The organism is Acinetobacter sp. TR11 (assembly GCF_027105035.1).
In the GTDB taxonomy this organism is placed as follows: Bacteria; Pseudomonadota; Gammaproteobacteria; order Pseudomonadales; family Moraxellaceae; genus Acinetobacter.
This window is the reverse complement of the sequence record NZ_CP114256.1, coordinates 978,698-1,001,414: the sequence shown is the minus strand read 5'-3', so window position 1 is coordinate 1,001,414 and position 22,717 is coordinate 978,698. Positions and strand designations below refer to the sequence as shown.

23 protein-coding genes and 2 pseudogenes are annotated in these 22,717 nt (G+C 39.2%); 10 read left to right on the top strand and 15 right to left on the bottom strand.

Features of this window, described 5'->3' with window-relative positions:
* Positions 1-16 precede the first annotated feature (16 nt).
* On the top strand, positions 17-940 hold the full coding sequence (locus O1450_RS04835) for a chromate resistance protein ChrB domain-containing protein (protein ID WP_241335234.1): 924 nt from the start codon (positions 17-19) through the stop codon (positions 938-940).
* The gene (gene chrA / locus O1450_RS04830; RefSeq protein WP_269230418.1) at positions 940-2,292 is read left to right on the top strand and encodes a chromate efflux transporter; all 1,353 of its coding nucleotides are present in this window, start codon (positions 940-942) and stop codon (positions 2,290-2,292) included. Before O1450_RS04835 ends, chrA begins: the two co-directional genes overlap by 1 nt.
* Before the next feature lie 47 nt (positions 2,293-2,339).
* Here chrA and dmeF read toward each other — a convergent pair whose 3' ends face one another.
* The gene (gene dmeF / locus O1450_RS04825) at positions 2,340-3,287 is read right to left on the bottom strand and encodes a CDF family Co(II)/Ni(II) efflux transporter DmeF (protein WP_269229895.1); all 948 of its coding nucleotides are present in this window, start codon (positions 3,285-3,287) and stop codon (positions 2,340-2,342) included.
* 56 nt (positions 3,288-3,343) lie between these two features.
* Between dmeF and O1450_RS04820 the strand changes: the two genes are divergently transcribed.
* On the top strand, positions 3,344-3,610 hold the full coding sequence (locus tag O1450_RS04820) for a metal/formaldehyde-sensitive transcriptional repressor (RefSeq protein WP_241307428.1): 267 nt from the start codon (positions 3,344-3,346) through the stop codon (positions 3,608-3,610).
* Here O1450_RS04820 and O1450_RS04815 read toward each other — a convergent pair.
* The 6 genes and pseudogenes from O1450_RS04815 to O1450_RS04790 form a co-directional block, all read right to left on the bottom strand.
* Positions 3,605-4,222: an ATP-binding cassette domain-containing protein gene (locus O1450_RS04815; protein WP_269229894.1), complete on the bottom strand. Its 618-nt coding sequence runs from the start codon at positions 4,220-4,222 to the stop codon at positions 3,605-3,607. The genes O1450_RS04820 and O1450_RS04815 overlap by 6 nt on opposite strands.
* A gap of 2 nt (positions 4,223-4,224) precedes the next feature.
* The gene (modB, locus tag O1450_RS04810; protein WP_269229893.1) at positions 4,225-4,908 is read right to left on the bottom strand and encodes a molybdate ABC transporter permease subunit; all 684 of its coding nucleotides are present in this window, start codon (positions 4,906-4,908) and stop codon (positions 4,225-4,227) included.
* Positions 4,909-4,918: 10 nt separating this feature from the next.
* Positions 4,919-5,677, bottom strand: a complete 759-nt coding sequence (gene modA / locus O1450_RS04805; protein ID WP_269230417.1) for a molybdate ABC transporter substrate-binding protein — start codon at positions 5,675-5,677, stop codon at positions 4,919-4,921.
* A 554-nt stretch (positions 5,678-6,231) separates the two neighbouring features.
* Positions 6,232-6,921, bottom strand: a complete 690-nt coding sequence (locus O1450_RS04800) for an SDR family NAD(P)-dependent oxidoreductase (RefSeq protein WP_269229892.1) — start codon at positions 6,919-6,921, stop codon at positions 6,232-6,234.
* A gap of 1 nt (position 6,922) precedes the next feature.
* Positions 6,923-7,696 (bottom strand): SDR family NAD(P)-dependent oxidoreductase, encoded by a 774-nt coding sequence (locus O1450_RS04795; protein WP_269229891.1) that lies wholly within the window; start codon positions 7,694-7,696, stop codon positions 6,923-6,925.
* Positions 7,693-7,956 (bottom strand): annotated as a pseudogene (locus tag O1450_RS04790) (glutathione S-transferase family protein); the annotation flags it as partial. The gene O1450_RS04795 and the pseudogene O1450_RS04790, both read right to left, overlap by 4 nt.
* 63 nt (positions 7,957-8,019) lie before the next feature.
* Between O1450_RS04790 and O1450_RS04785 the strand changes: the two are divergent.
* Positions 8,020-8,821, top strand: a protein-coding gene (locus O1450_RS04785) for an IS5 family transposase (protein WP_269228195.1) whose coding sequence is annotated in 2 segments (ribosomal slippage) — positions 8,020-8,283 and positions 8,285-8,821 — 801 coding nt in all. Because the reading frame shifts where the segments join, the coding sequence is not laid out codon by codon here.
* A gap of 2 nt (positions 8,822-8,823) precedes the next feature.
* On the opposite strand, the pseudogene O1450_RS04780 reads toward O1450_RS04785, so the two are convergent.
* The 6 genes and pseudogenes from O1450_RS04780 to O1450_RS04755 form a co-directional block, all read right to left on the bottom strand.
* Positions 8,824-9,252: pseudogene (locus tag O1450_RS04780) on the bottom strand (glutathione S-transferase family protein); the annotation flags it as partial.
* 16 nt (positions 9,253-9,268) lie between these two features.
* Positions 9,269-9,727 (bottom strand): DUF6632 domain-containing protein, encoded by a 459-nt coding sequence (locus tag O1450_RS04775; protein ID WP_241335226.1) that lies wholly within the window; start codon positions 9,725-9,727, stop codon positions 9,269-9,271.
* Positions 9,728-9,790: 63 nt separating this feature from the next.
* Positions 9,791-10,231, bottom strand: a complete 441-nt coding sequence (locus O1450_RS04770; protein WP_269229890.1) for a PaaI family thioesterase — start codon at positions 10,229-10,231, stop codon at positions 9,791-9,793.
* A gap of 35 nt (positions 10,232-10,266) precedes the next feature.
* Entirely contained in the window at positions 10,267-11,178 is a 912-nt protein-coding gene (locus O1450_RS04765; RefSeq protein ID WP_269229889.1) for an alpha/beta fold hydrolase, read from the bottom strand.
* Entirely contained in the window at positions 11,175-12,110 is a 936-nt protein-coding gene (locus O1450_RS04760; protein ID WP_269229888.1) for a metal-dependent hydrolase, read from the bottom strand. The genes O1450_RS04765 and O1450_RS04760 overlap by 4 nt, the downstream gene beginning before the upstream one ends.
* Before the next feature lie 16 nt (positions 12,111-12,126).
* Entirely contained in the window at positions 12,127-12,993 is an 867-nt protein-coding gene (locus O1450_RS04755) for a metal-dependent hydrolase (protein WP_269229887.1), read from the bottom strand.
* Positions 12,994-13,159: 166 nt separating this feature from the next.
* Between O1450_RS04755 and O1450_RS04750 the strand changes: the two genes are divergently transcribed.
* From O1450_RS04750 to O1450_RS16540, 3 genes are all read left to right on the top strand, one after another.
* Entirely contained in the window at positions 13,160-13,618 is a 459-nt protein-coding gene (locus O1450_RS04750) for a winged helix-turn-helix transcriptional regulator (RefSeq protein WP_004661001.1), read from the top strand.
* A gap of 144 nt (positions 13,619-13,762) precedes the next feature.
* Complete coding sequence (locus tag O1450_RS04745; protein WP_269229886.1) at positions 13,763-15,292, top strand: cryptochrome/photolyase family protein; 1,530 nt, start codon at positions 13,763-13,765, stop codon at positions 15,290-15,292.
* A gap of 2 nt (positions 15,293-15,294) precedes the next feature.
* On the top strand, positions 15,295-15,456 hold the full coding sequence (locus O1450_RS16540; RefSeq protein WP_081399873.1) for a DUF2256 domain-containing protein: 162 nt from the start codon (positions 15,295-15,297) through the stop codon (positions 15,454-15,456).
* A 24-nt stretch (positions 15,457-15,480) separates the two neighbouring features.
* Here O1450_RS16540 and O1450_RS04740 read toward each other — a convergent pair whose 3' ends face one another.
* Positions 15,481-16,014 carry a lipocalin family protein gene (locus tag O1450_RS04740; protein WP_442865411.1) on the bottom strand — a complete coding sequence of 178 codons (534 nt, stop codon included), beginning with the start codon at positions 16,012-16,014 and terminating at the stop codon, positions 15,481-15,483.
* Positions 16,015-16,358: 344 nt separating this feature from the next.
* Here O1450_RS04740 and mdh point away from each other — a divergent pair, with 344 nt between their 5' ends.
* Together mdh and O1450_RS04730 are read left to right on the top strand one after the other, a co-directional pair.
* The gene (gene mdh / locus O1450_RS04735) at positions 16,359-17,531 is read left to right on the top strand and encodes an iron-dependent methanol dehydrogenase (RefSeq protein WP_241335222.1); all 1,173 of its coding nucleotides are present in this window, start codon (positions 16,359-16,361) and stop codon (positions 17,529-17,531) included.
* A 518-nt stretch (positions 17,532-18,049) separates the two neighbouring features.
* Positions 18,050-19,426, top strand: coding sequence for a metal-dependent hydrolase family protein (locus O1450_RS04730; RefSeq protein WP_269229884.1), 1,377 nt, complete (start codon positions 18,050-18,052; stop codon positions 19,424-19,426).
* Positions 19,427-19,695: 269 nt separating this feature from the next.
* Here O1450_RS04730 and O1450_RS04725 read toward each other — a convergent pair whose 3' ends face one another.
* Entirely contained in the window at positions 19,696-20,877 is a 1,182-nt protein-coding gene (locus O1450_RS04725; RefSeq protein ID WP_269229883.1) for a transcriptional regulator, read from the bottom strand.
* Between the two features lie 142 nt (positions 20,878-21,019).
* Between O1450_RS04725 and exaC the strand changes: the two genes are divergently transcribed.
* Positions 21,020-22,531 (top strand): acetaldehyde dehydrogenase ExaC, encoded by a 1,512-nt coding sequence (gene exaC / locus O1450_RS04720; RefSeq protein ID WP_269229882.1) that lies wholly within the window; start codon positions 21,020-21,022, stop codon positions 22,529-22,531.
* Positions 22,532-22,717 lie beyond the last annotated feature (186 nt).

The window sequence follows — 22,717 nt, the reverse complement described above, 5'->3', positions numbered from 1 at the left end:
TTGTTGAGTATATTACATGAATATATCATTACTCATTTCATCACTCCCCACTCAAAGCACCACTGCCCGTATGCGAGTATGGCGGTCAATTAAAGCAAGTGGCGCAGCAACACTCAGAGACGGTGTTTACCTCTTACCTGCCGAGCATTCAGAAAAATTTACACCGATTGCGAATGACCTCATTTCAGAGCATGGTACAGCCTATATTTTTCAAACGACTTCGACCGAACAGCTCAATTTGGCTGAAATGTTTAGTCGCAAAGATGAATATGATTTGCTTTATCAGCAGTTGATTGGGTTAAGAGAAAATCTAAATGAAATCAATAAAAAAGAATCCCTAAAACAGATTCGTAAATTACGCAAAAATCTTGATTCACTCATTGAAATTGACTTTTTCCCAACCGAAGCCAAAACACAGACCAGTAATGAAATAAATAGCCTTGAACAAATTATTCTACGTCTAGGCGAAATCAATGAACCTCAGATGAACCAAGGCAATATCCAAACTCTACTGCAAGAAAACTTTCAAAACAAAGTGTGGGCAACCCGAAAACGACCTTGGATTGACCGCTTAGCCTCGGCCTGGCTCATTCAAAACTTTATTGACCCTCATGCAACATTCCTATGGTTAGAAGCGCCGACAGACTGCCCATCATCTGCTTTAGGCTTTGACTTTGATGGCGCTACGTTTAGCCATATTGAGCATTTGGTTACCTTTGAAGTGCTGTTGCATAGCTTCTCACTGCATCAAAAACCTGCATTAAAGAAAATTGCAGAGATTGTGCATTTCCTTGATGTGGGAGGTATTGAACCACCTGAAGCCATTGGAATTGAGAAAGTGATTCAGGGGCTAAGAAGTAAAATCCAAGATGATCAGCAATTATTAGAATTATCCAATTACGTTTTTGATGGCTTATATGCCAATTTTTTTCGAGAATAATCATGCAACAACAGATCAACCCACCAGACCACCCCATAGTAAGCATCTCTTTTTGGCAAGCCTTTTTATTTTGGCTGAAATTAGGCTTTATTAGTTTTGGGGGGCCAGCAGGTCAAATTGCTGTGATGCACCAAGAACTGGTCGAGCAGAAACGTTGGATTTCTGAAAAAAGATTCTTACATGCACTCAACTATTGCATGCTTTTACCTGGCCCTGAAGCACAACAACTCGCCATTTATATTGGTTGGTTGATGCATCGAACCGCAGGTGGCTTAGTTGCAGGCATTCTGTTTGTTCTACCTTCTTTATTTATTCTGATCGCCCTATCATGGATTTATATTGAGTTTGGTGATGTGCCGATTATTGCTGGATTATTTTATGGCATCAAACCTGCGGTCACAGCGATTGTGTTTCATGCAACCTATCGTATTGGCAGTCGTTCACTCAAAAATAATTTCTTATATTTGATTGCCGCTGCTGCTTTTATCGCAATCTTCTTCTTCAATGTTCCCTTTCCATTGATTGTATTGAGTGCCGCGATACTGGGCTATTTGCTAAGTAAAAAGCAACCGCATTTATTTGCAACTCAAAGCGCCCATCAAAGCAAGCAGAAACATTATGGCGCAGCCCTCATTGACGATGATACACCACCTCCTGCACATGCTGTTTTCCGTTGGACTCAACTGACTAAAATCCTCGTTATTGCAGCATTATTATGGTGTATCCCAATGATCAGTTTAACCCTGAGCTTAGGATGGCAACATGCTTATACCCAAATGGCATGGTTCTTTACCAAGGCTGCATTACTGACATTTGGTGGAGCTTATGCCGTATTACCTTATGTGTATCAAGGTGCGGTGAATCATTATTCATGGCTCAGTCCAACCCAAATGATTGATGGACTGGCATTGGGTGAAAGTACCCCAGGCCCACTGATTATGGTGGTTGCATTCGTTGGGTTTTTAGGGGGCTTTAACCATGCCTTATTAGGTGCAGATCATCTGTTCTTGGCGGGTGCACTCGGTGCTGTCATTGTTACATGGTTTACTTTTTTATTTTCCTTTGTGTTCATTCTCGCAGGTGCTCCGATTATTGAATCCACTCATAATGAACTTAAATTTACTGCACCACTTACGGCAATTACCGCTGCTGTCGTGGGGGTTATTCTCAATCTGGCACTGTTCTTTAGTTATCATGTGTTGTGGCCACAGGGTTTCGATCACGCTTTTAATTATGAAGCGGCAATCATCACAATTGCTGCAATAATTGCGCTGTTTAAATTCCAAATAAATGTGCTCTATGTGATTTTCGCTTCTGCACTTTGTGGTTTAGTTCTATACCTATTTGTATAAAAATCCTCACTAGAGTTGATGCATAAATCAACTCTAGTCATTCCAATCTATTGAATATGATGAATTTCCACCGATGCATGCACAATTTCCTCATGAATTGCCAATGCAGCTTTGACTTGATCAGGATTAAGATCAGACATCGTTGTTTCTAATCCAAGAATACAAGAAAATTTGCCTCTTCCGACTTTCCACACATGTAAATCTGTAATCTCAACTTGTGGAAATTCGGCAATCACCTCTTTAATTTCTTGCACCACAGGATGCCCCATTTCAGCATCGATTAATGTTTTTCCTGTTTCTTGCATAAGTCCCCAAGACCATTTCGCAACCAATAATGCGCCAATAATTCCAAGCAAGGCATCTAAAAAATTCCAGCTAAAATATTTCGCAGCAAATAAAGCAATAATCGCGAGCACGGAAGTCACTGCATCCGCAACCACATGTAGAAATGCGGCTTTTTGATTTAAATCATGATGATGGTGATCATGTGGGTGATGATGATCGTCATGATGATGCTCATGCGAATGATGATGGTGTTCATGCCCACCCTCATGTAATAACCATGCGCAGATCAGGTTGACGATCAGCCCAATGATTGCAATTGGAATGGCCTCATTGAAATGAATCGTGACAGGATGAAATAATCGTTCGATGGACTGAATCCCCATCAATAAAGCAACCACCATCAGCAAAATCGCACTGCTATACCCTGCGAGTATTTCTATTTTCCATGTCCCAAAACTAAAGCGTGGGTCATCGGCATAATGACGTGCCATTCGATAAGCAAAATAAGCTAGACCTAAAGCCAGCATATGTGAACTCATATGCCAACCATCAGCGAGCAATGCCATTGAGTTAAACAACCATCCCCCTAAGATTTCAAACACCATCATGATCGCGGTCAAGATTGTAGCGATGAGAATTCTTTTTTGTGCTAAAGGATTTCCTTGATCAAACTGATGAGAATGACGGCGTTCTAGGTTAGTATGCTGCATTTGTTTTAGCTTTAAAATATACTCCCCCCTAGTATATATTTTTTTGGAAAAAAAGTATGTCTCATCTACACCATGACAAGAAAATTTTAAATCGTGTGAAACGGATTCAAGGACAAATGACGGCAGTAGAAAAGTCCTTATTAAATCCTGAAAGTTCATGTATAGACGTATTACAGCAAGTTGCTGCGGTCAAAGGCGCAGTCAATGGTTTAATGAATCAACTGATGGAATTACACTTGAAAGAGCATGTATTAAAAGATGTTGATCAGGTCAATGATGAGGAAGTACAGAAATTTCTGGCTTTATTACAGCGCTATTTATAGATACCAAATTTCATGAGTGAGCTGCTCAATCTCAGATTTATCATGACTGACATATATCATCGGAATGCCTAATTCCTGTTTGACCCTTTGAAAAAAAGGAATAATTTCTGCTTTATGTGCTGCATCCAATGCAGAAAGTGGCTCATCTAATAACAACAATTGTGGCGAATACAGCAGTGCTCGTCCCAATGCGACACGCTGTTTTTCCCCGCCAGATAGCTTGATGGGCATTCGCTCAATCAGATGTTCTAACTTGAGTAACTCAATAATATAATCCACTTCAAACTGACGTTGCTGCGGTTGAATATGCTTAAATCCAAACAATAGATTTTGCCTAACGTTTTTATGCGGAAATAACTGCGCATCCTGAAAGACAAGACCAATACGACGTTGTTGTGTAGTCAGATTAATTTTCTGTGCCTGATTAAACCATGTTTGATTTTTGATTTTGATCCAACCTGCTTGCGGCGTAACTAAACCTGCAATGCTATGTAAAATCGTGGTTTTGCCTGAACCAGAAGCTCCAAATAAACCAATCACGGGCTGATCAGACTGAAAGCGTTGATCAAGATCAAATTGCCCTTGTTTGAGTTGGATATGACAATCAATCATCGTTAATGCCCACGCTTATTTTTTTGATAACGATTGAACCATTGCGCAAACCACAACGCAAAAAATGCCACAGACAAAGACAAGATAATCAATCGCCATACTGCTGCTTCAGTATCAGGCTGCTGCATCAGACTATACATCGCTAAAGGCAATGTCCGTGTTTCACTGGCAATATTGCCTACAAAGGTAATGGTTGCACCAAACTCACCCAAACTTCGGCAAAAACATAAAATGCTCCCCACCAAAATACCACTACTGGCAAGAGGTAATGTCACCTGCATAAATGCCCCGAAGGAAGATGCACCTAAGGTTTTTGCAGTCATTTCTAAACGCTGGTCGACCAGTTCAATGGCGAGTCGAATTGATTGTACCAATAAGGGAAAGCCCATCACCGCAGAAGACAACACAGCCCCTTTCCAATTAAAAGCAAACTCTAGACCCAAGGGTGCAAGGTATTGCCCCAAAAGTCCTCGATTGCCAAACAGCTGCAACAGCAAATAGCCTGGTACGACGGGAGGTAAAACCAAAGGTAAAAACACCACCGTTTCAAACAGAGATTTTCCCAAGAACTCTTTTCGAGCCAAAACCCAAGCAATCAAAATAGCAGGAATCAAACTAAAGATAAGACAGGTTGCTGCCACTTTACATGACAGCTTAAGTACATCGAGTTCTTCAGGAGTCAGCATGATGATTCAGTTACTTACTTACGCTAAAACCATATTTTTTAAATACTGTCTTTGCCTGACTACTTTGTAAAAATTTATAGAATTTCATCGACTCAGCATTCTTCTTGACGAGACCCAACGGATAAATAATCGGTGAATGCGTATTCTCAGGGAATATACCTGCGACGACCACATCTTTACTAATTGCAGCATCGGTTGCATACACAATACCCACCTGACATTCACCACGCGCTACAAAATTCAAAGCAGCTCGCACATCTTCTGTTTCCACCAAACGTGGCTCAAGTTTATCCCACCATCCTAATGATGTAAGCGTTTGCTTTGCATACTTACCCACGGGCACACTTTTGGTATCGCCCGTACAGAGTTTACCTTGAATCACTTTATTCGGATCAACGTTTTTATCCATTTTTAATTTAATTGGGCGGTCTTTCGGGGTAATCACTACTAGATGATTACCCAGTAAATTCACGCGATCACTTGCTGAAACAAGCTGCTTATTCTGTAAATAATCCATCCATTGCACATCGGCCGAAATAAATACATCAGCTGGTGCACCTGCTTCAATCTGCTTAGCTAGCATTGAAGAACCCGCATACGAAGTCTTTACTTTAACTTTATTTTTTTGTTCGTAGATTGCATCTAATTCATTCACCGCATTGGTCAAACTTGCTGCGGCATAGACCGTTACAGACTCATTCGCAAAAACATTGCTACTAGAAAATACGCTACAACCAAAGATAGAACATAAAACACGGATCACTTTCATATTGATCGACATGCCACTTTTCCTCATAAATCGATATATTTTTAAAAACATATCGAAAGATAAAAATATGCTAAAAATAACAGAGATTAGGGCTTTGCTATTCTTAATGGTGTTATGAATCAAAATAAAATCTCACAGCATGATGAAATTCCATTTCACCTAATGTGAGTTCATACCAGTTTGCTACAGAAATTAAAAAAACAGCTCAATCTAGTGCAACCCAAATTATGAAGCCTTTTCCCCTTTTGCAAAGATCGCATTTTAAAGATTCTAATTTTATTGAGACCTGAATGATGAAATATACTTCATACTTAACGATATATTCTCAAAAATATAGCGATAAGCAAAAGATTTCACTCCAAAAACACAAAAAATATCGTGAAATATGTTTCAGGAACGAATCAGACGAAAAATACTTTCTATATATTTCTAGAGTGTGGACATAGATATTTTTCAATCAGCATCAAGCAATAGCTATGCCAAAAAAATTAGATGATTAATGTAACTCACATAGAAACTGGCTGCTTTTCATTTATCATCACCTGCAACATGGACTAAATATTAATACTAAGTTCCTGACTCCAAGTCGACTCAGGTTGTTGATGAATATGCCAACAAAGATTTTGAACTGATGTCATCAATGCCTTATTTTGGCTATCCCAATCAGGCAGCATACAGTACGCAATATGAATCCCTTTCGGATGAAACTCTCTCGCCAACGATTGTGATAATGCTCGAACACCTGCAAACATGCTTTGACTCAGAAGATCGATATGTGCTGCCATCGTCGGTTGCCCTCCAAGAAAAATCAATGTCCCACCTTGCTGACGAAGCATCTGCTTGATCATGATTTGTGAAACACTGACGGCACTTAGTCCCGTATTTTGCCACTGTTGTTCAATCTGTTGAGTGAAGTCAGTTTCTTTTTGAGGATACGGATGAAAGCTAGGCTGAAATATACATAGTTCAATCTGATGTGCTTGCCGTCGAATATGCTGCATCAAATCTTTTAAAGCCGCCTGATTGATTAAGTTCAAAGAGACAAACGTCAATTCAGAATTTTGAGATTCAATCTTTACCGATTTTTGCTTGGTATCATGTAAGACCTGATAAACATGTATTGCTTTATGCTTCTGCTGTTCGATACAAACTTGGCTCAAAGCTTGAATATCATCGCCGAAGAGAACAATACAAGACTGTTGCTTGAGATGTGATTGAAACAATCGTGTGAATATTTTCTTCATCTTAGAATCGCTCCTGATACGGACGTAGATCCAATTCATGTGTCCACAAATCACTACTTTGTTGAAACAGCATCCAATAATTTTCAGCAATTGCTTCGATATTTAAACCACCCGTTCCACGCGTCAACCGAGCCAAACGCCCTAAGCCAAATAAAGCCTTATTGACACGATCACCATCGACCATGCCATCAACCACCACATGCGCCACATGAATATTTTGCGATTTATAGCATTGTGCAAGATTTAAAGCATATGATCTTAATGCTGACTTCCCCATGGTAAAAGCTGCGAAAAATGGTTTTCCTCGCATTGAGGCACTTGCTCCAGTAAAGATCAACGTGCCCTTTTGTTGCTGTTCAAAAATCTTTAGGCTACTTTGCGATACCCAATAGGCAGATAAAAAAGTAGAACGCCACATTTGCGTAAAAAACTGAAGCGACGTTTTTAGGAAAATTGAAGGAACATTACCACCGACATTATGAATCACTGCTGCAATCTGTTCATCTGAATGATTGATCGAGTCAAACAAAATCTGAATTTGGACAGGGTCTTCCGCATCTAAAGATTTCGCGATTGCCGTTCCACCATGTAATCGAATTTCAGCAGCGACATCTTCAACTTTTTGCAAAGTACGCCCGACCACATAGACTTTTAAACCTGCTTGTGCGAAACGTCGTGCCACTGCCGCACCAATGCCTTGCTGAGCGCCTACACCAATCACCACTGCACATGGTATCGGATTGGTGAGCTTTAAGCTGTTACTTGGCACACTCATAATTGGACAATCCATTGTGCAATATGTGAATAGCTCTTAATTTTTGCACCCCATACTTTACTCGTCCGCACGATTTCCAAAAGCTGTGAACCAACTGCAATATCAGCTAGTGTTTGCACATCCCCAACGAGCCAACCTGTATTGCTTAAAACCAATTCGATGCGTTCTAAATGTCGTATAAACTCAGCTTCAATATCTGCTTTTGCCATACGTCCTGTACCTTGCATTTTTAGTTGCAAACTCAGCGCTGATTTTAGAACCTATCCAATATTAATTTCATTCTTTTTTGGCAATTGGAAAAATAATTTGTTAAATTCTCCCCCATGAGAAAACCATATCCCAGCGACATTAGTCGAGAAGCCTTTAAAGAAATTGAACCGTTACTATTGAGCGGAAGAAAACAAACGCGTCCAAGAGTCGTTGATGTCTATGAAGTGTTTTGCGCCTTGCTCTATATTCTAAAAAGTGGATGTCAATGGAGTATGCTTCCTCGAGACTTTCCACCTAAAAGCACTGTGCATTATTACTTCTCGATTTGGAATAGAAAACCATCAGAAACTGAACCTAGCATACTTGAGCAGGCTTTAAAAAAATGTGGTTGGCGAGGCCCGTATCAACAATGGACGGAAAGAACAAACGAGCTTTATCATCATTGATTCACAAAGTGTAAAAAACACAGATACCGCACGTAATAAAGGCTATGACGCTGGTAAAAGAGTTTCAGGGATTAAAAGACATATCATTGTTGATACTCAAGGTCTGCCTCATGGAATATTTATTACGACAGCAGATAAAACAGATCGTCAAGGTGCATTAGATGCCATAACTTTACATAGAGACACCTTACAAAATGTAGAGGTTGTACTTGTTGATGGTGGTTATACAGGCGAACCCTTTTCTTTGGCTGTTAATGATTTAATCAGAGCGCGAGTTGAAGTTGCTAAACGAAGTGAATTACATAAATTTGCAGTCATACCACAACGCTGGGTTGTGGAAAGATCATTTGCTTGGTTAGAAAAATGTAGAAGGCTTTGGAAAAACTGTGAAAAGCACCTAAATACGAGCCTTCAGTTCATTAATTTAGCCTTTTTAAGGCTACTTTTGCATAGAAAATATTCTGGATAGGTTCTTAGTAACGGTTTCATCAAAATAACTTCATGCTTTGGACGACCTTCAGCACTCATTGCCACAGCATGATTAAGCGCGTCAGCATCACTCACGCGGAAATGAATTTCATAGAAATATAGCAGCTCATCCGCCCAATCTTCCCAAAGTTCAACATAGGCTTTTTGCAAAGGATCTACTGGATATAAACGAGGTAATTCAGGATAAGTCTCATCCAAATAACGAGCGATACGCGTACTGTCTTGAATCCGTTGACCATTAATATCCAATACAGGTACTTTACCGACTTTGCTCAACATCGGCACTTTCGCACCTAGAACCCCATTATAATTGACGGTTTCATAGGCAATGCCTTTGAACTTCAACATTCGAGCAACTTTTTGGCAGAACGGTGAAATTTCCCACTGATGTAAAACAACTGAATTTTTCATTCTTTTTTCCTGTCAATTATTGTGTTTCTTGCAAAATACTTCGGCGAGTCGGAAGCCAAAATACGATAAATAACACCAATATGCTCCAACCTAAAAGCAAATCGCCCAATAGATGTATTTTTTCATTCGGCATGACCAATGCCATTGCTGTCATTAATCCGAAATGACCTATATTTGCGATTGCGGTAAAATCCAAGAATGCGATATTTTTCTCAGGAAACTTGGCAATCTTGAGCAGAAACCATCCCCAAACAACATAAATAATCGAGATCATGGCTTCATAGTGTTCAGCATGTGGTTCTACACCGCCCCATCGAATTAAACGTAAAATCAGTCTTCCGACCTCATTTTTTAATAAATGATCAGTCCAACCAAATAGTATGGCGAATAAAGCAATACCAAAAAAAGAAATAAAACCCAATCCCATTAAAGTCATTACTTTATTGAAATGACGAGCGTAAAAATTGGTTTGCATCTTTCATCTCCAACAATTTATTTTAGTTTCGATTCAGAACCTACATACTGCCTAATACATTGATTAAGTACGGATCACCATATTGGTTGCTGTGGCATGGGCATATAATTTTCCTTCCTCATCACGCAGATAACCTTCAGAAATCACCAAATTGCGTCCAACATTAATCACTTTTCCTTCAGCAATGAGTTTTTTATTAAATGGCATTGGACGGCACATTTTGATGGCTAAATCCGTCGTACCATAACCCTCACCTGCTGCTAGCACAGTATGCGTTGCACAACCCGTCACCGAATCCAATACTGTTGCAGCAAAACCACCATGTACGCCCCCTAAAGGATTGGTATGCCGTTCATCTGCAATCGCAATAAATACAATCCGCCCATATTCAACTTCAGCAACACCCTCCATACCCATTGTTTTAGCAATTCCTGGTGGCGGCACTAAACCTTGTTGAAATGCCTGCATGATTTCTAAACCCGTCATTTGATTTGGAGTTTTCATCTGTTTGATCTCATTTTCTATGTGAAATAAAGTGTTTAAGCAATTTGCTTTGATCTACGCTGTGAAATGGATTGCACAAATTGCTGAATCTTTTCTGCAATCGGCTGTGGTTGACTTAGAATTCCCCAATGCCCTGCGCTCACTTCGGCATAGCGAATATCCTCAACCCACTCCTGCATCCCTTGACTCAACGATAAGGGTACAAACGGATCTTGATTCATCAACAACATCTGCACAGGAATGGTGGTACGACGACGTGAAGGATTTAAAAGTGGTTTTACTAAATTCTGACGATATAGCCCCAAACCGCTCTTTGCATTTCTCAGTTGTGTTGGGCTTGCTTCGACCGTGGTATTTTCTAAATAACCCACAAGCGTTGACCACAACTTATCTAAACCTAAATGCCACGTCAGTTCTGGCAATATCGGCATCTGAAACATCGCCATATAACCAGATGCGGTTATGCGCTTAGCGACATTTAAATAGCCTTGAAAATTTCGTCGAGCCAATTGACGCTGAAACCACCAACCCACATGATCCGCACTCGGTGCTAATGCGGTATAAGACGCAATTTGAGGCTTTAAACGATCCCCTAATACGGCTTCCCAAGCTTGTAAAGCGCCCCAATCATGACCAACTAAATGAACAGCTTGATCTGGACTCATTGCTTGAATGACTTGGGATAAGTCTTGTACTAAATAATCAAAAGCATAGCCTTGCGTGGTTTCAGGAATATCAGATAATCCTGTGCCTCTTACATCATAAGCAACCACATTGAAATCAACGGCTAAACGTTCGGCAACCAACTGCCAGACATCAGCAGCGTCAGGATAACCATGTACCAATACGATTGTTTCTCGATCCGCATCTAAACGCCCCCAATGATAAGCAGCTAAACAGATATTGCCTGAAAGCACATAATGCTTGGTTTTTTCAAAATGATTCATGACTGCACCTGTGTCAAAGTCTCTGCTTTTTGCTGATGAGCAAGTACACCCGCAGATTGAGCCAAATAGCTTTGCGCAAGCTCGGTTGAAGCTTCGTAGAACGGATGATAATTGGGTTTAAAGAACCGTAAACTGGTGGTAAAAAACCATACAGGACCGGGCATATAACCATTTAAATCCGAACGATGCCAAGCCTTCCAAAACGCAGGTCGCCATAAGCTTTTTTGCTGCTTCGGAATCAATGGATCATCTTGCGCAAGCTGAACCGTACCCGCTGCCATCAGGTAAGTAAAAATAGGTGCTGTCACTGCCATCACCGCAATACGCAATAGATAATTTCCAGAAATGTGCTGATAAACATCGTAAGCCACCGTGCGATGTTCAACTTCTTCGGCGCTATGCCAAGTGAATAAATCACTGACCACAGGATCACCCCCACGAGCTTCCCAATCGGAACGAGTCAAAACATATTCACCAATTGCAGAGGTAAAATGTTCTGCAGCAGCCACAAGCCCAACACGTGCATTCAGCCAAGGTCTTTGCCATGATTTCGGTAACTTAAACCCTAAAGGTTTGTCAGCTAAAACATGATCAAATAGATTGACGACACGTTTATATTGCTGCTCTACATCAACGCCATAACGAACTAAATATGCGTCAATTGAGCTTTTATGTGCTTGAGAATGAATAGCTTCTTGTCGGATAAAAATTTTCGTATCTTCTCTTAGTTTTTCATCTTCAATCAATGGCAATGCTTTATTGAACATGCGGCAGAAAAAATACTCGCCACGAACCAAGGTAAAACTAAAATGATTAACACCATGACTGGCTAATGGATCTTGTGGAATCCAATGTAAGGGCGAATCATTCCATTCAAATTTCACTTGTCGAGGAATCATCGCCCAACTTGCTTTTGATGCTTGTGATTGCATGGTTTATTCCTCGAACTTAAACAGGTAAATGATTTTCGACTTGGGATAATCCAATTTTTACTTTGGTTTTTGCGACGATTTCAGACTCATCGCTGTCATTGGGATGAAAATTAAAACGGTAATAATCTAAAAATTTAGGAATGAAAACTTTATATTTTTCTCTGCCATGTTGTGCAAATTTACGCCATGATTTTAAGTTTAATAATTGTTGATCACGCTTCAAAAGCACGACTTGATATGCCGTCGACATGACGGTAATCATGGCTAAACTAAAGGTAAAAATAGCAACTCGCGGAATATAAGCAGCCAATCCTTTGCCATATAAATATTCATACATATCATAGGCAACTGCTTTATGTTCTGTTTCCTCAACGCTGTGCCATAACCATAAATTACGGATGGTTTCATCGGTCATGAGTTCATTCACATCTTTCATCATTTCCACCACAAGAACGGCGGTGTAATGCTCCAAACCTACGGTAACCAATAAATTCCATTTTTTGGGAAAGGTTCGCTCAATCGCTTTCAGAATAATCCCTGTGGTTTTTTCTAATGATTCAGGATCTAAACCATACTGCTGCGCACTTCGATGAAATGCATGATGTTCTTTGGAATGCATGGCTTCCTGACCAATAAATGCACCAATATCACGATCTAACTGTTCATTATTTTTAATTCGATCTCGTAAGGCACGAACTGATCGCACAAAATAAGACTCTCCTTCTGGAAACAATGTAGACAAACCCGTGAAATAATGGGTAAACGCTGGCTCATTATTACACCAATACTTGGGCATATCCTGAAACTCATAATCCATACGACGTACTGGGAATGATGCAGGTGTTTTTTGCTTTGATTTTTCTTTCAACACTGACATAGACATAACTCACCTCAAGAATTCATCTTAAAATAGTAAGTTCCAAAAAGGAACTTATGCGAACAAAATAACTATGCTAAAATAGCTTGTCAATAAAGTAGATGTGATGGTGGCTAAAGTTGTCCTAAAATGACAGCTTGCTTCCTCTAAAGACAAACCGATGGTGTAAGCAATGAAATGGCATGAACTCGGCGAAATGAACTGTCCAATTGCAAGGACATTATCCATTTTTGGTGATCGTTGGACCTTGTTAATTATTCGTAATGCTTTTATGGCAACACGACGTTTTGATGACTTCCAAAAACAGTTGGGTATCACGCGACACTTGCTTACTGAGCGTATTAACCGCTTGGTTGAAAACAAGATTTTTGAAAAAGTGCTTTACCACGAAGCTCCCAAACGCTATGAATACAAACTGACAGAAAAAGGGTTAGCACTTTATCCCATCATTGTCTCGATGAGTGTTTGGGGAAATTTATGGCAGAATGAAGATAAACAGTTCCCAGAACTTCGCTACTTACACAAAAGCTGTGGCAATGTCATTCAACCAACGCTGAGCTGTAATTGTTGCGGTCAAAAATTAGATGCACGTTTGATGTCACCTGTTTATTTCACTGAGAATATTTCATAGTCTATATTCAAGTTTAGCTGTTGATTTAAATGCCCATATTGCTTAATTTAAAAGCTCTCAATCCAATACAATTAAAAGAATTGCAGTATTCACAAGAACTTTACAACCGAAAAACTATATTCAAATTTTTAAGCGTGAAAGCTTATGCGCTATGGTTTAATTTTAGGTGATCAACTTTCTGAAGAAATCGCTACATTAAAACGACTTGATAAGCATGAAGATGTGATTTTAATGGCAGAACTGGTTGAAGAAACCACCTACGTAAAACATCATCCTCAGAAAATTGCACTCATTTTTAGTGCAATGCGGCATTTCGCCAAACATCTTAAACAACAAGGATGGACTGTTCGTTATCAAGTTTTTGACCGTTCAAAAATAACAAACAATTTTCTTCAATTTCTTAAATCTCAATTAGATAAACAAGATGCAAAAGGTTTAGTCATAACCGAATGTGGAGAATACCGCTTACAATATCAAATCGAAAATAGTTGGGAAAAAGAGCTCAACATTCCCGTACAAATCCTTATAGACGATCGTTTTTTCTCTTCGATTCAAGCTTTTAAACAATGGAGTTCAACTACCAAAGTCCTACGGATGGAGTTTTTCTACCGAAAGTTAAGACAGCAAACAGGCTATTTGATGCAAGCGGATAAACCAATTGGAGGAAAATGGAATTTTGATAGTGATAATCGTCAAAAGTGGAATGGAACGCCCACTATCTCTCCTGCTTTATATTTTACTCGTGACCAGATTGATTTAGATGTGATCGCTTTAGTTAAAGCAGAGTTTCAAGATCATATTGGTCAAATTGATCATTTCAACTGGGCAACTACACGTCAACAGGCTCTTCAAGCCCTTGACCATTTTATCCAATATCAATTAGTCCATTTTGGTCAATATCAAGATGCTATGGTCAACCAACAAGATTATATGTTCCATAGCCTCCTTTCTCCCTACCTAAACTGTGGATTACTGTCACCCAAAGAAGTTTGTGATGCTGCTGAATCAGCTTATTACAATAACCAAATTCCGTTGAACGCTGCTGAGGGTTTTATTCGACAAATACTAGGTTGGCGTGAATTTATTCGCGGCGTTTATTGGCTGTGCATGCCGAATTATCGTGATCTCAATAAATTAAATGCTAAAAGAGACTTGCCCAGCTATTTTTGGACTGCTGAAACAAAAATGCAATGTATGCATGAATGTTTAAGAAACTCTTTGGAAAATGCTTATGCTCACCATATTCAACGTTTGATGGTGATTGGTAATTTCACATTATTGAATGGCATCTCACCCAAGCAAGTCAATGAATGGTATTTGAGTGTCTATGCTGATGCATTTGAATGGGTACAACTTCCAAATACTCATGGAATGGTTTTATTTGCAGATGCTGGTCTTGTTGCAAGTAAACCTTATGCAGCATCAGGTAATTACATTCATAAAATGTCTAATTACTGTCAACACTGCCATTACAATGTAAAAACCAAAACTGATCATGATAGTTGCCCATTCAACAGTTTATATTGGGACTTTCTACATCGAAATCGAGTCTTTTTTAGTTCAAATCCGCGGATGACAATGATGTATAAGCAATGGGATAAATTAGAATTATCTGAACAAAATCGTATTTTAAAACGTGCCTCCCATCTTCAAAATCAAATCGAAGAACTCTAAAAATGCATAAAAAAATACATTTACCCGAGAAAGTTTGTCTAAATTGCCACCTCACATTTTCTTGGCGTAAAAAATGGGAACGATGTTGGAATGAAGTTCAATATTGCTCTAAAAAATGTAAATCACAAGCTAAAATTAATAGTAAAAATCAGGTATCCAACTGAGATACCTGATTAAATTTTAAGAACTTATGGTGTCCGATGAGGAGTTTTGATGAGCTTAGATAAGTCGTAACCTTGTTGTTTAGCTGTTTCAAGGTATGAATTATAAGTAGCGTCATCAATTGTTGGTGTCTTAGAAAGAAGCCATAAATATTTCGTCGATGGCCCACCTACCAATGCAACTTTATATTCAGGATCTACGCGTAAAACCCAATAATCGCCTTTCGTAAATGGCAGCCAACGTAAACCTTTAGGTAAGAAACTAACTTTCAATTTACTATTCCCACTATTAGCAGGATAAGCCACACCTTGTGAACTATCCATTTGCCCTGTTTTAGTTCTACAGCTATTTAAAACCCCAATGGTTTTATCAGAATTAAGTGTATACACAGCAGTCGTATCACTTAGACAGTGTCGTTGAAAATACATTGGCAAATGAGCGATCTCGTACCATTTTCCAGCATATTGATTCACATCAATTTTATCGACAGCAGAGGGTTTTTCAGCATTTGCTTGCATTGGTATTACAACAGCAGTCATTGCAGCAGACAATATTGTCATGCCCAATAAAGTTTTAGCTTTCATTTTATCCTCTTGATTTTATCAAAATTAACTAAACAATTTATAGAGATAAAACCGTGAATAAAATGTGAGATTTACTCTTTATTACATTAAAAAACAATTATTTAAAAACATCAATATTCAGTAAAAATACAGATATTTAATTTTCTAATATGCATCGATTGCGCTGAGATAAAAATTTATATTATTTCATTTAAACAGTCTGGGACATTTCTTGGTAGGTTTTTGGTAGGTAGGAAAAAATTTTAAGCCTTGCATACTGAGCCTACAGTGATGAGATCACTGAATAACAAACAATGGAATATGGAAGAAGGAATCGCTCCATGGCTTTTAAAAATATTGCAGATCAAACTAACGGTTTTTACATCCCTTGTGTATCTCTCTTTGGACCAGGCTGTGCAAAAGAAATCGGTGCGAAAGCACAGAATCTTGGTGCAAAAAAAGCACTGATCGTAACTGATCAAGGCTTATTTAAATTTGGTGTCGCAGACACAATCGCACAATTTTTAAAAGATGCAGGCGTTGACAGCCACATTTTTCCAGGCGCGGAACCCAACCCCACTGACATCAATGTACATAATGGTGTAGAAGCCTATAACGACAATAGCTGTGATTTTATTGTCTCTTTAGGTGGTGGTTCCTCACACGATTGTGCAAAAGGGATTGGGCTTGTTACAGCAGGTGGTGGTCATATCCGTGACTATGAAGGTATTGATAAAAGTACAGTACCAATGACCCCACTTATTGCGATTAATACCACTGCGGGTACTGCATCAGAAATGACTCGTTTCTGTATTATTACCAATACAGATACGCATGTGAAAATGGCAATTGTAGACTGGCGTTGTACTCCGCTCATCGCAATTGATGACCCTAAACTGATGGTGGCTAAACCTGCTGGTTTAACCGCTGCAACGGGAATGGATGCACTTACACATGCTGTTGAAGCTTATGTATCAACTGCAGCAAATCCTATCACTGATGCCTGTGCAGAAAAAGCGATTACCATGATTAGTCAATGGTTACGCCCAGCTGTCGCAAATGGTGAAAATATTGAAGCACGGGATGCGATGAGCTATGCACAATACCTTGCAGGTATGGCATTCAATAACGCATCTCTAGGTTATGTCCATGCCATGGCTCATCAATTAGGCGGATTCTACAACCTACCGCATGGCGTATGTAATGCTGTACTCCTGCCTCATGTTTGTGAATTCAATTTAATTGCTTGCCAAGACCGTTATGCAAAAATTGCGGTGCTTATGGGTGTCAACACAGATGGACTCACCGAGACTGAAGCAGCATATGCAGCAATTAATGCGATTCGTGAACTTTCATCATCTATCAGCATTCCATCTGGTTTAACTGAACTTGGTGTGAAAACTGAAGACCTTGCAATTATGGCAGAGAATGCTCAAAAAGATGCATGTATGCTGACCAACCCTCGTAAAGCAACACACGCTCAAGTTGTTGAAATTTTTAAAGCAGCATTGTAATTATTCAAGCTTTCCCCGAAAAGTAAGCCGAATCTCTCCGACCGTCGGCTTACTTGATTTTGGGAATATCCCTGAAAAGGTATTCCCTTTTTTTTAACCAGCCCCACCAATATTTTAACCATTAGATATTTACATCGCTTTTATTCACAAAGTTTAGTTGACTTGCAAACTTAATCTCATCGCTCTCAAACGTTTAATCCAATACGTAAAAATGCTGCATACATAAGCAAAAATTCACTGCCTTTAGTTTCACTCGCTAGACTGAATATGAGAATGTCTAGTTTTGAAATAGGTCTTGATGCTATTGAAAAATACACATTTAGAAAAATACTTGTGCTCTAAACGCAAACACTCAAATGTAAGTACTATAATTGCTATCTAATAACGCTTAGCCATACTTTTAGAGCCTCATAATTAAATGATTTGACTCCAACAATATCAATTATCTGCACACTATTTATTCACAACAAGCAGTATGCTAAGGTGATATCACTAATCATTAAAAACAGTAGAATCAAATGAATAGAATAGTAATTTTTGATAAATTCAATGACCTAAAAAAAATCGCTGCACTCATGTTTCTTGCCCTGATGAGTAGCAGTACTACTTTTGCACAAGACGCCAAAACGGTGGTGTTATTAAATAACGTTAATATATTTAATGGTAAAGATAATAAAATTATAAAGGGCAATGTACTCATCGAAGGTAATTTAATCAAAAAAATTAGCGCTGATGCCATCATCACAAATCGCAGTGGACTGACCAAAATCATAGATGCCAAAGGCAAATACTTAATCCCTGGCTTAATTGATAACCATGCACACCTGATGTTCGACAGTATTCCTCAACAACAAGCATTACTCTCTGATTTTGCATTTATCAATTTATTCGCAGCAAAATCAGCCGAGAAACAATTATTAAGAGGTTTCACGACTGTTCGTGATTTGGGCGGCGGTGCGCTTTCTTTGGCAAAAGCGATAGATAACAATTTAGTCAATGGGCCAAGAGTCTTCGCAAGTGGTGCTTTTATTTCCCAAACGGGAGGTCATGGTGATTTTGGTTTCCCAACCGATGTTCCTCGCAAAATTGGAGAACTGTCTTATCAAGAACGGAATGGTATGGCAGCGATTGCAGATGGCGCAGATCAAGTCTTAATTCGTTCTAGAGAGCAACTACGACAAGGTGCAACCCAGCTCAAACTCATGGCAGGTGGAGGCGTTGCTTCCAACTATGACCCACTCGATGTATCTCAGTATACTGAAGTAGAGTTTAAAGCCGCTGTCGATGCAGCAGCTAATTGGGGAACTTATGTAACAGTGCATGCTTACACTCCCCATGCAGTGAAAACGGCAATTGATGCAGGGGTAAAATCTATCGAACATGGTCAATTACTCGATGATAAAACAGCAAAATTAATGGCAGAAAAAGGCGTTTGGTGGAGCCTACAACCTTTTCTAGATGATGAAGAAGCAATCCCTTTTCCTGAAGGCTCTGCCAATCGAAAAAAACAGCTAGAAATGACCCAAGGGACAGATAATGCGTATAATTTAGCAAAAAAATATCATGTGAAATTGGCTTGGGGTACAGATTGCTTGTTTGACCCATCTTTAGCAGCAAAACAAGGCAAACAACTGGCTAAAATGACAAGATGGTTCTCACCATACCAAGTGTTAAAAATGGCAACCTACGATAATGCTCAACTGCTCTATTTAAGCGGCAAAAGAAATCCTTATCAGGATGGAAAACTTGGTGAGATATCTGAAGGTGCGTATGCAGATCTCATCTTGGTAGAGGGTAATCCATTGGATAATATCAATTTAGTGGCTGATCCAGAAACCAATTTCAAGATCATTATGAAAGATGGAAAAATCTATAAAAACACATTAGAAAACTAAGTGTAGTTCATATTCACTGTAAAAATAGCGAGACTGCACCAATCATTCTCGCTATTTTTTTCTTAATATTCAGCATAGAAATGAAAAGATAGCGTATGCTTTATACCGTTATTTCAAATAAAAAATTAAGCATAAAAAGTACTGACATTTTGCCAGTTATTACGTTATCAGCATAAAAGTTGACTCATGATATTTTCATGCCGCATAACAGGTTACAAGCTTTTCCAATGACATCAATCATGAAAACATATGGAATTAAAAAACTATCCCTAGGATATATCTCTAAATTTATTTAAAGATTGATGTGCAGGATGGTCTAAGGGTAACAACTCAATTAAGCGTTCAACGGCGTCAATTGCTTCAGGAAAATGAGCAACATGTTTTAGCAATACATCAATTTCTTTGGTTTTAAAAATCATATCACTGAGACGTGATTCAAGACAATCTCGCCATGCGCACAGGAAAGGACTTTCTGTTTTTGATAGGAAAATACCCTTATACAATTGTAGTGCTGATGCAATGTAACCTGAATCGAGTGCCTGCTCGACATATAAGAAATCAGCCTCTACATTTGCCAGTAAACGATAAGGTCGTGAACCCAACATTCCGCCTAAAATATCACGTAATTGCGACATTTCAGCTTTCAAAGTTCCAACACTCACCTTACGTTCGCCATATAAAGCTTGATGCAAGTTTTCCAGATTCAAGCCATTTGGACAAAGTGCCAAGATTGCCAATATTTCGATCTGGCGTGGTGTTAGAACTAAAGATTTATTATTAAACATGACCTGCGGTGAAGTGAAAGCGCGAATATATAAACGCTGACGTTGCTGTTCAATCAGAGCAGTTTGAATAATAGATGCACAACGCTCAACAGCCAATACACCGAGCGTATTGTGATTTTTCCAAGTTGTAGATAAATCCACGACACCTAACACTTGTTTGGAATATGGGTCAATCACTGGTGCAGCATAACAAACCCAGTCATGTACAGACTCCATATAATGCTCATTTGAAAACACACAACTAGATTGTTGAGTCTTTAAAGACAGCGCTAAGGCATTCGTCCCAACCTCTTCTTCTGCCCATTGACCGCCTGCAATAAAATGTACCTTTTCAGCGGCGCTTTGCATCTGCGTGCTCGATGCGGTCCAAATAATTGTACTCCCAACATCTCCAACGGCGATGACCATAGATGACTGTGCCGCAATATGACTGAGATCATTTGAACAAGCCTCTAATGCTAAATCTAAAGTCGTTTTTGCTTTCTTATGTTGTGCCAATAAAGGAGCTGCCAAGCGCTCCTTTGGAATAGCAGAAGATGCTGAGCGTTGCCAAGAACTGGCAATACTTTGTCCTAACATTTCAGCACCTTGCGGCGACAAACTATTGTGTCGCTTAAGTTGATCAATTGATGTTCGTTGTTGTAATAGGTCTCGTTTTGTAAACATTTGTGTATCCCTTACTAATGACCACGGTTTCCAACCTTTCTCCAACCTTCCCAGTTATATCCTAATCAAATAGCGTACAAAAGTACCTTATACCAAAGCTGTAGATGCTTAACAGATCAATTATAAGCAAAGGAATATATATATGCGTTATGTCGATCCTAATCAACCTGATTCAAAGGTTCAATTCAAAGCTCAATATGAGAACTTTATTGGCGGTCAATGGATAGCACCTATAAAAGGAGAATACTTCGATAATGTCTCTCCTGTCGATGGCAAAGTATTTACAAAAATACCGCGTTCGTCAGCTGAAGATATCGAACTCGCATTAGATGCAGCACACAAAGCAAAAGCTGAGTGGAACAAAAGTTCACCAACCGTACGTTCAAATATTTTACTTAAAATCGCAGATAGACTAGAACAGAATCTAGAATATCTTGCAGTTGCAGAAACTTGGGATAATGGTAAACCTGTTCGAGAAACACTTGCTGCCGATATTCCATTGGCAATTGACCACTTCCGCTATTTTGCAGGCTGTATTCGCGCACAAGAAGGTGGCATTTCAGAAATAGATGAAGATACGATTGCTTACCATTTCCACGAGCCTTTAGGCGTTGTTGGTCAAATTATTCCGTGGAACTTTCCAATCCTTATGGCAGCATGGAAGCTTGCTCCAGCACTTGCCGCAGGTAACTGTGTTGTCTTAAAACCAGCAGAACAAACACCTGTAGGCATTCTACTCGTTTTAGAGTTAATCCAAGATATTTTACCTGCTGGTGTATTAAACGTTGTGAATGGCTATGGTGCCGAAGTAGGTCGTCCACTTGCCACTAGTCCTCGTATTGCCAAAATTGCATTTACAGGTTCAACCCAAGTTGGGCAGTTAATCATGCAATATGCCACTGAAAACATTATTCCAGTGACTTTAGAACTCGGTGGAAAATCTCCAAATATCTTCTTTGAAGATGTTATGGATCAAGAGGATGATTTTCTTGATAAAGCACTTGAAGGCTTTGCAATGTTCGCACTTAATCAAGGCGAAGTTTGTACCTGTCCATCTCGTGCATTGGTTCAAGAAAGTATTGCGGATAAGTTCTTAGAAAAAGCCATTGAGCGTGTGAAACGTATCAAAGTTGGACATCCACTTGATACTGAAACAATGGTTGGTGCGCAAGCTTCACAAGAACAACAGGAAAAAATCCTACGTTGTATTAACACGGGTCGAGAAGAAGGTGCTGAACTTCTTACGGGTGGTGGTGCTAGACAAGAAGTAGGTGAAGGTTTCTATATCGAACCAACTGTCTTCAAAGGACACAACGCGATGCAGATCTTCCAAGAAGAAATTTTTGGACCAGTTCTATCTGTAACAACTTTCAAAGATTTTGATGAAGCCATCAAAATCGCAAACGACACCATCTATGGTTTAGGTGCTGGGGTTTGGGCTCGTTCTGCACATACTTCATACCGCGCTGGTCGAGCAGTTGAAGCAGGCCGTGTTTGGACAAACTGTTACCACATCTATCCTGCCCATGCTGCATTTGGTGGTTATAAAAAATCAGGCGTTGGTCGTGAAAACCACAGAATGATGTTAGATCACTATCAACAAACCAAAAATTTATTGGTGAGTTATTCAACCAAACCTGCTGGATTCTTCTAAAATATGAGTAGCGATTTTACCTATAAGTAAATATCCTAAATCAAATGAAAAGAGCAAGTACTACGGCACTTGCTCTTTTTTTGTCATCTCTATTTGAAGTTTTTTATATTTTATAAACAGCCAAATGATCATTTCCTAAAGTAAAAAAGACGAATCTCAACTCAAAGATTCTGAGTAAGGATTCGT

Bases quoted from the DNA above. Each gene is read 5' to 3' on its own strand.
- O1450_RS04835 (WP_241335234.1), top strand. From the start codon at position 17: ATGAATATATCATTACTCATTTCATCACTCCCCACTCAAAGCACCACT.
- dmeF (WP_269229895.1), bottom strand. From the start codon at position 3,287: ATGCAGCATACTAACCTAGAACGCCGTCATTCTCATCAGTTTGATCAA.
- O1450_RS04820 (WP_241307428.1), top strand. From the start codon at position 3,344: ATGTCTCATCTACACCATGACAAGAAAATTTTAAATCGTGTGAAACGG.
- O1450_RS04815 (WP_269229894.1), bottom strand. From the start codon at position 4,222: ATGATTGATTGTCATATCCAACTCAAACAAGGGCAATTTGATCTTGAT.
- modB (WP_269229893.1), bottom strand. From the start codon at position 4,908: ATGCTGACTCCTGAAGAACTCGATGTACTTAAGCTGTCATGTAAAGTG.
- modA (WP_269230417.1), bottom strand. From the start codon at position 5,677: ATGAAAGTGATCCGTGTTTTATGTTCTATCTTTGGTTGTAGCGTATTT.
- O1450_RS04800 (WP_269229892.1), bottom strand. From the start codon at position 6,921: ATGAAGAAAATATTCACACGATTGTTTCAATCACATCTCAAGCAACAG.
- O1450_RS04795 (WP_269229891.1), bottom strand. From the start codon at position 7,696: ATGAGTGTGCCAAGTAACAGCTTAAAGCTCACCAATCCGATACCATGT.
- O1450_RS04775 (WP_241335226.1), bottom strand. From the start codon at position 9,727: ATGCAAACCAATTTTTACGCTCGTCATTTCAATAAAGTAATGACTTTA.
- O1450_RS04770 (WP_269229890.1), bottom strand. From the start codon at position 10,231: ATGAAAACTCCAAATCAAATGACGGGTTTAGAAATCATGCAGGCATTT.
- O1450_RS04765 (WP_269229889.1), bottom strand. From the start codon at position 11,178: ATGAATCATTTTGAAAAAACCAAGCATTATGTGCTTTCAGGCAATATC.
- O1450_RS04760 (WP_269229888.1), bottom strand. From the start codon at position 12,110: ATGCAATCACAAGCATCAAAAGCAAGTTGGGCGATGATTCCTCGACAA.
- O1450_RS04755 (WP_269229887.1), bottom strand. From the start codon at position 12,993: ATGTCTATGTCAGTGTTGAAAGAAAAATCAAAGCAAAAAACACCTGCA.
- O1450_RS04750 (WP_004661001.1), top strand. From the start codon at position 13,160: ATGAAATGGCATGAACTCGGCGAAATGAACTGTCCAATTGCAAGGACA.
- O1450_RS04745 (WP_269229886.1), top strand. From the start codon at position 13,763: ATGCGCTATGGTTTAATTTTAGGTGATCAACTTTCTGAAGAAATCGCT.
- O1450_RS16540 (WP_081399873.1), top strand. From the start codon at position 15,295: ATGCATAAAAAAATACATTTACCCGAGAAAGTTTGTCTAAATTGCCAC.
- O1450_RS04740 (WP_442865411.1), bottom strand. From the start codon at position 16,014: ATGACAATATTGTCTGCTGCAATGACTGCTGTTGTAATACCAATGCAA.
- mdh (WP_241335222.1), top strand. From the start codon at position 16,359: ATGGCTTTTAAAAATATTGCAGATCAAACTAACGGTTTTTACATCCCT.
- O1450_RS04730 (WP_269229884.1), top strand. From the start codon at position 18,050: ATGAATAGAATAGTAATTTTTGATAAATTCAATGACCTAAAAAAAATC.
- O1450_RS04725 (WP_269229883.1), bottom strand. From the start codon at position 20,877: ATGTTTACAAAACGAGACCTATTACAACAACGAACATCAATTGATCAA.
- exaC (WP_269229882.1), top strand. From the start codon at position 21,020: ATGCGTTATGTCGATCCTAATCAACCTGATTCAAAGGTTCAATTCAAA.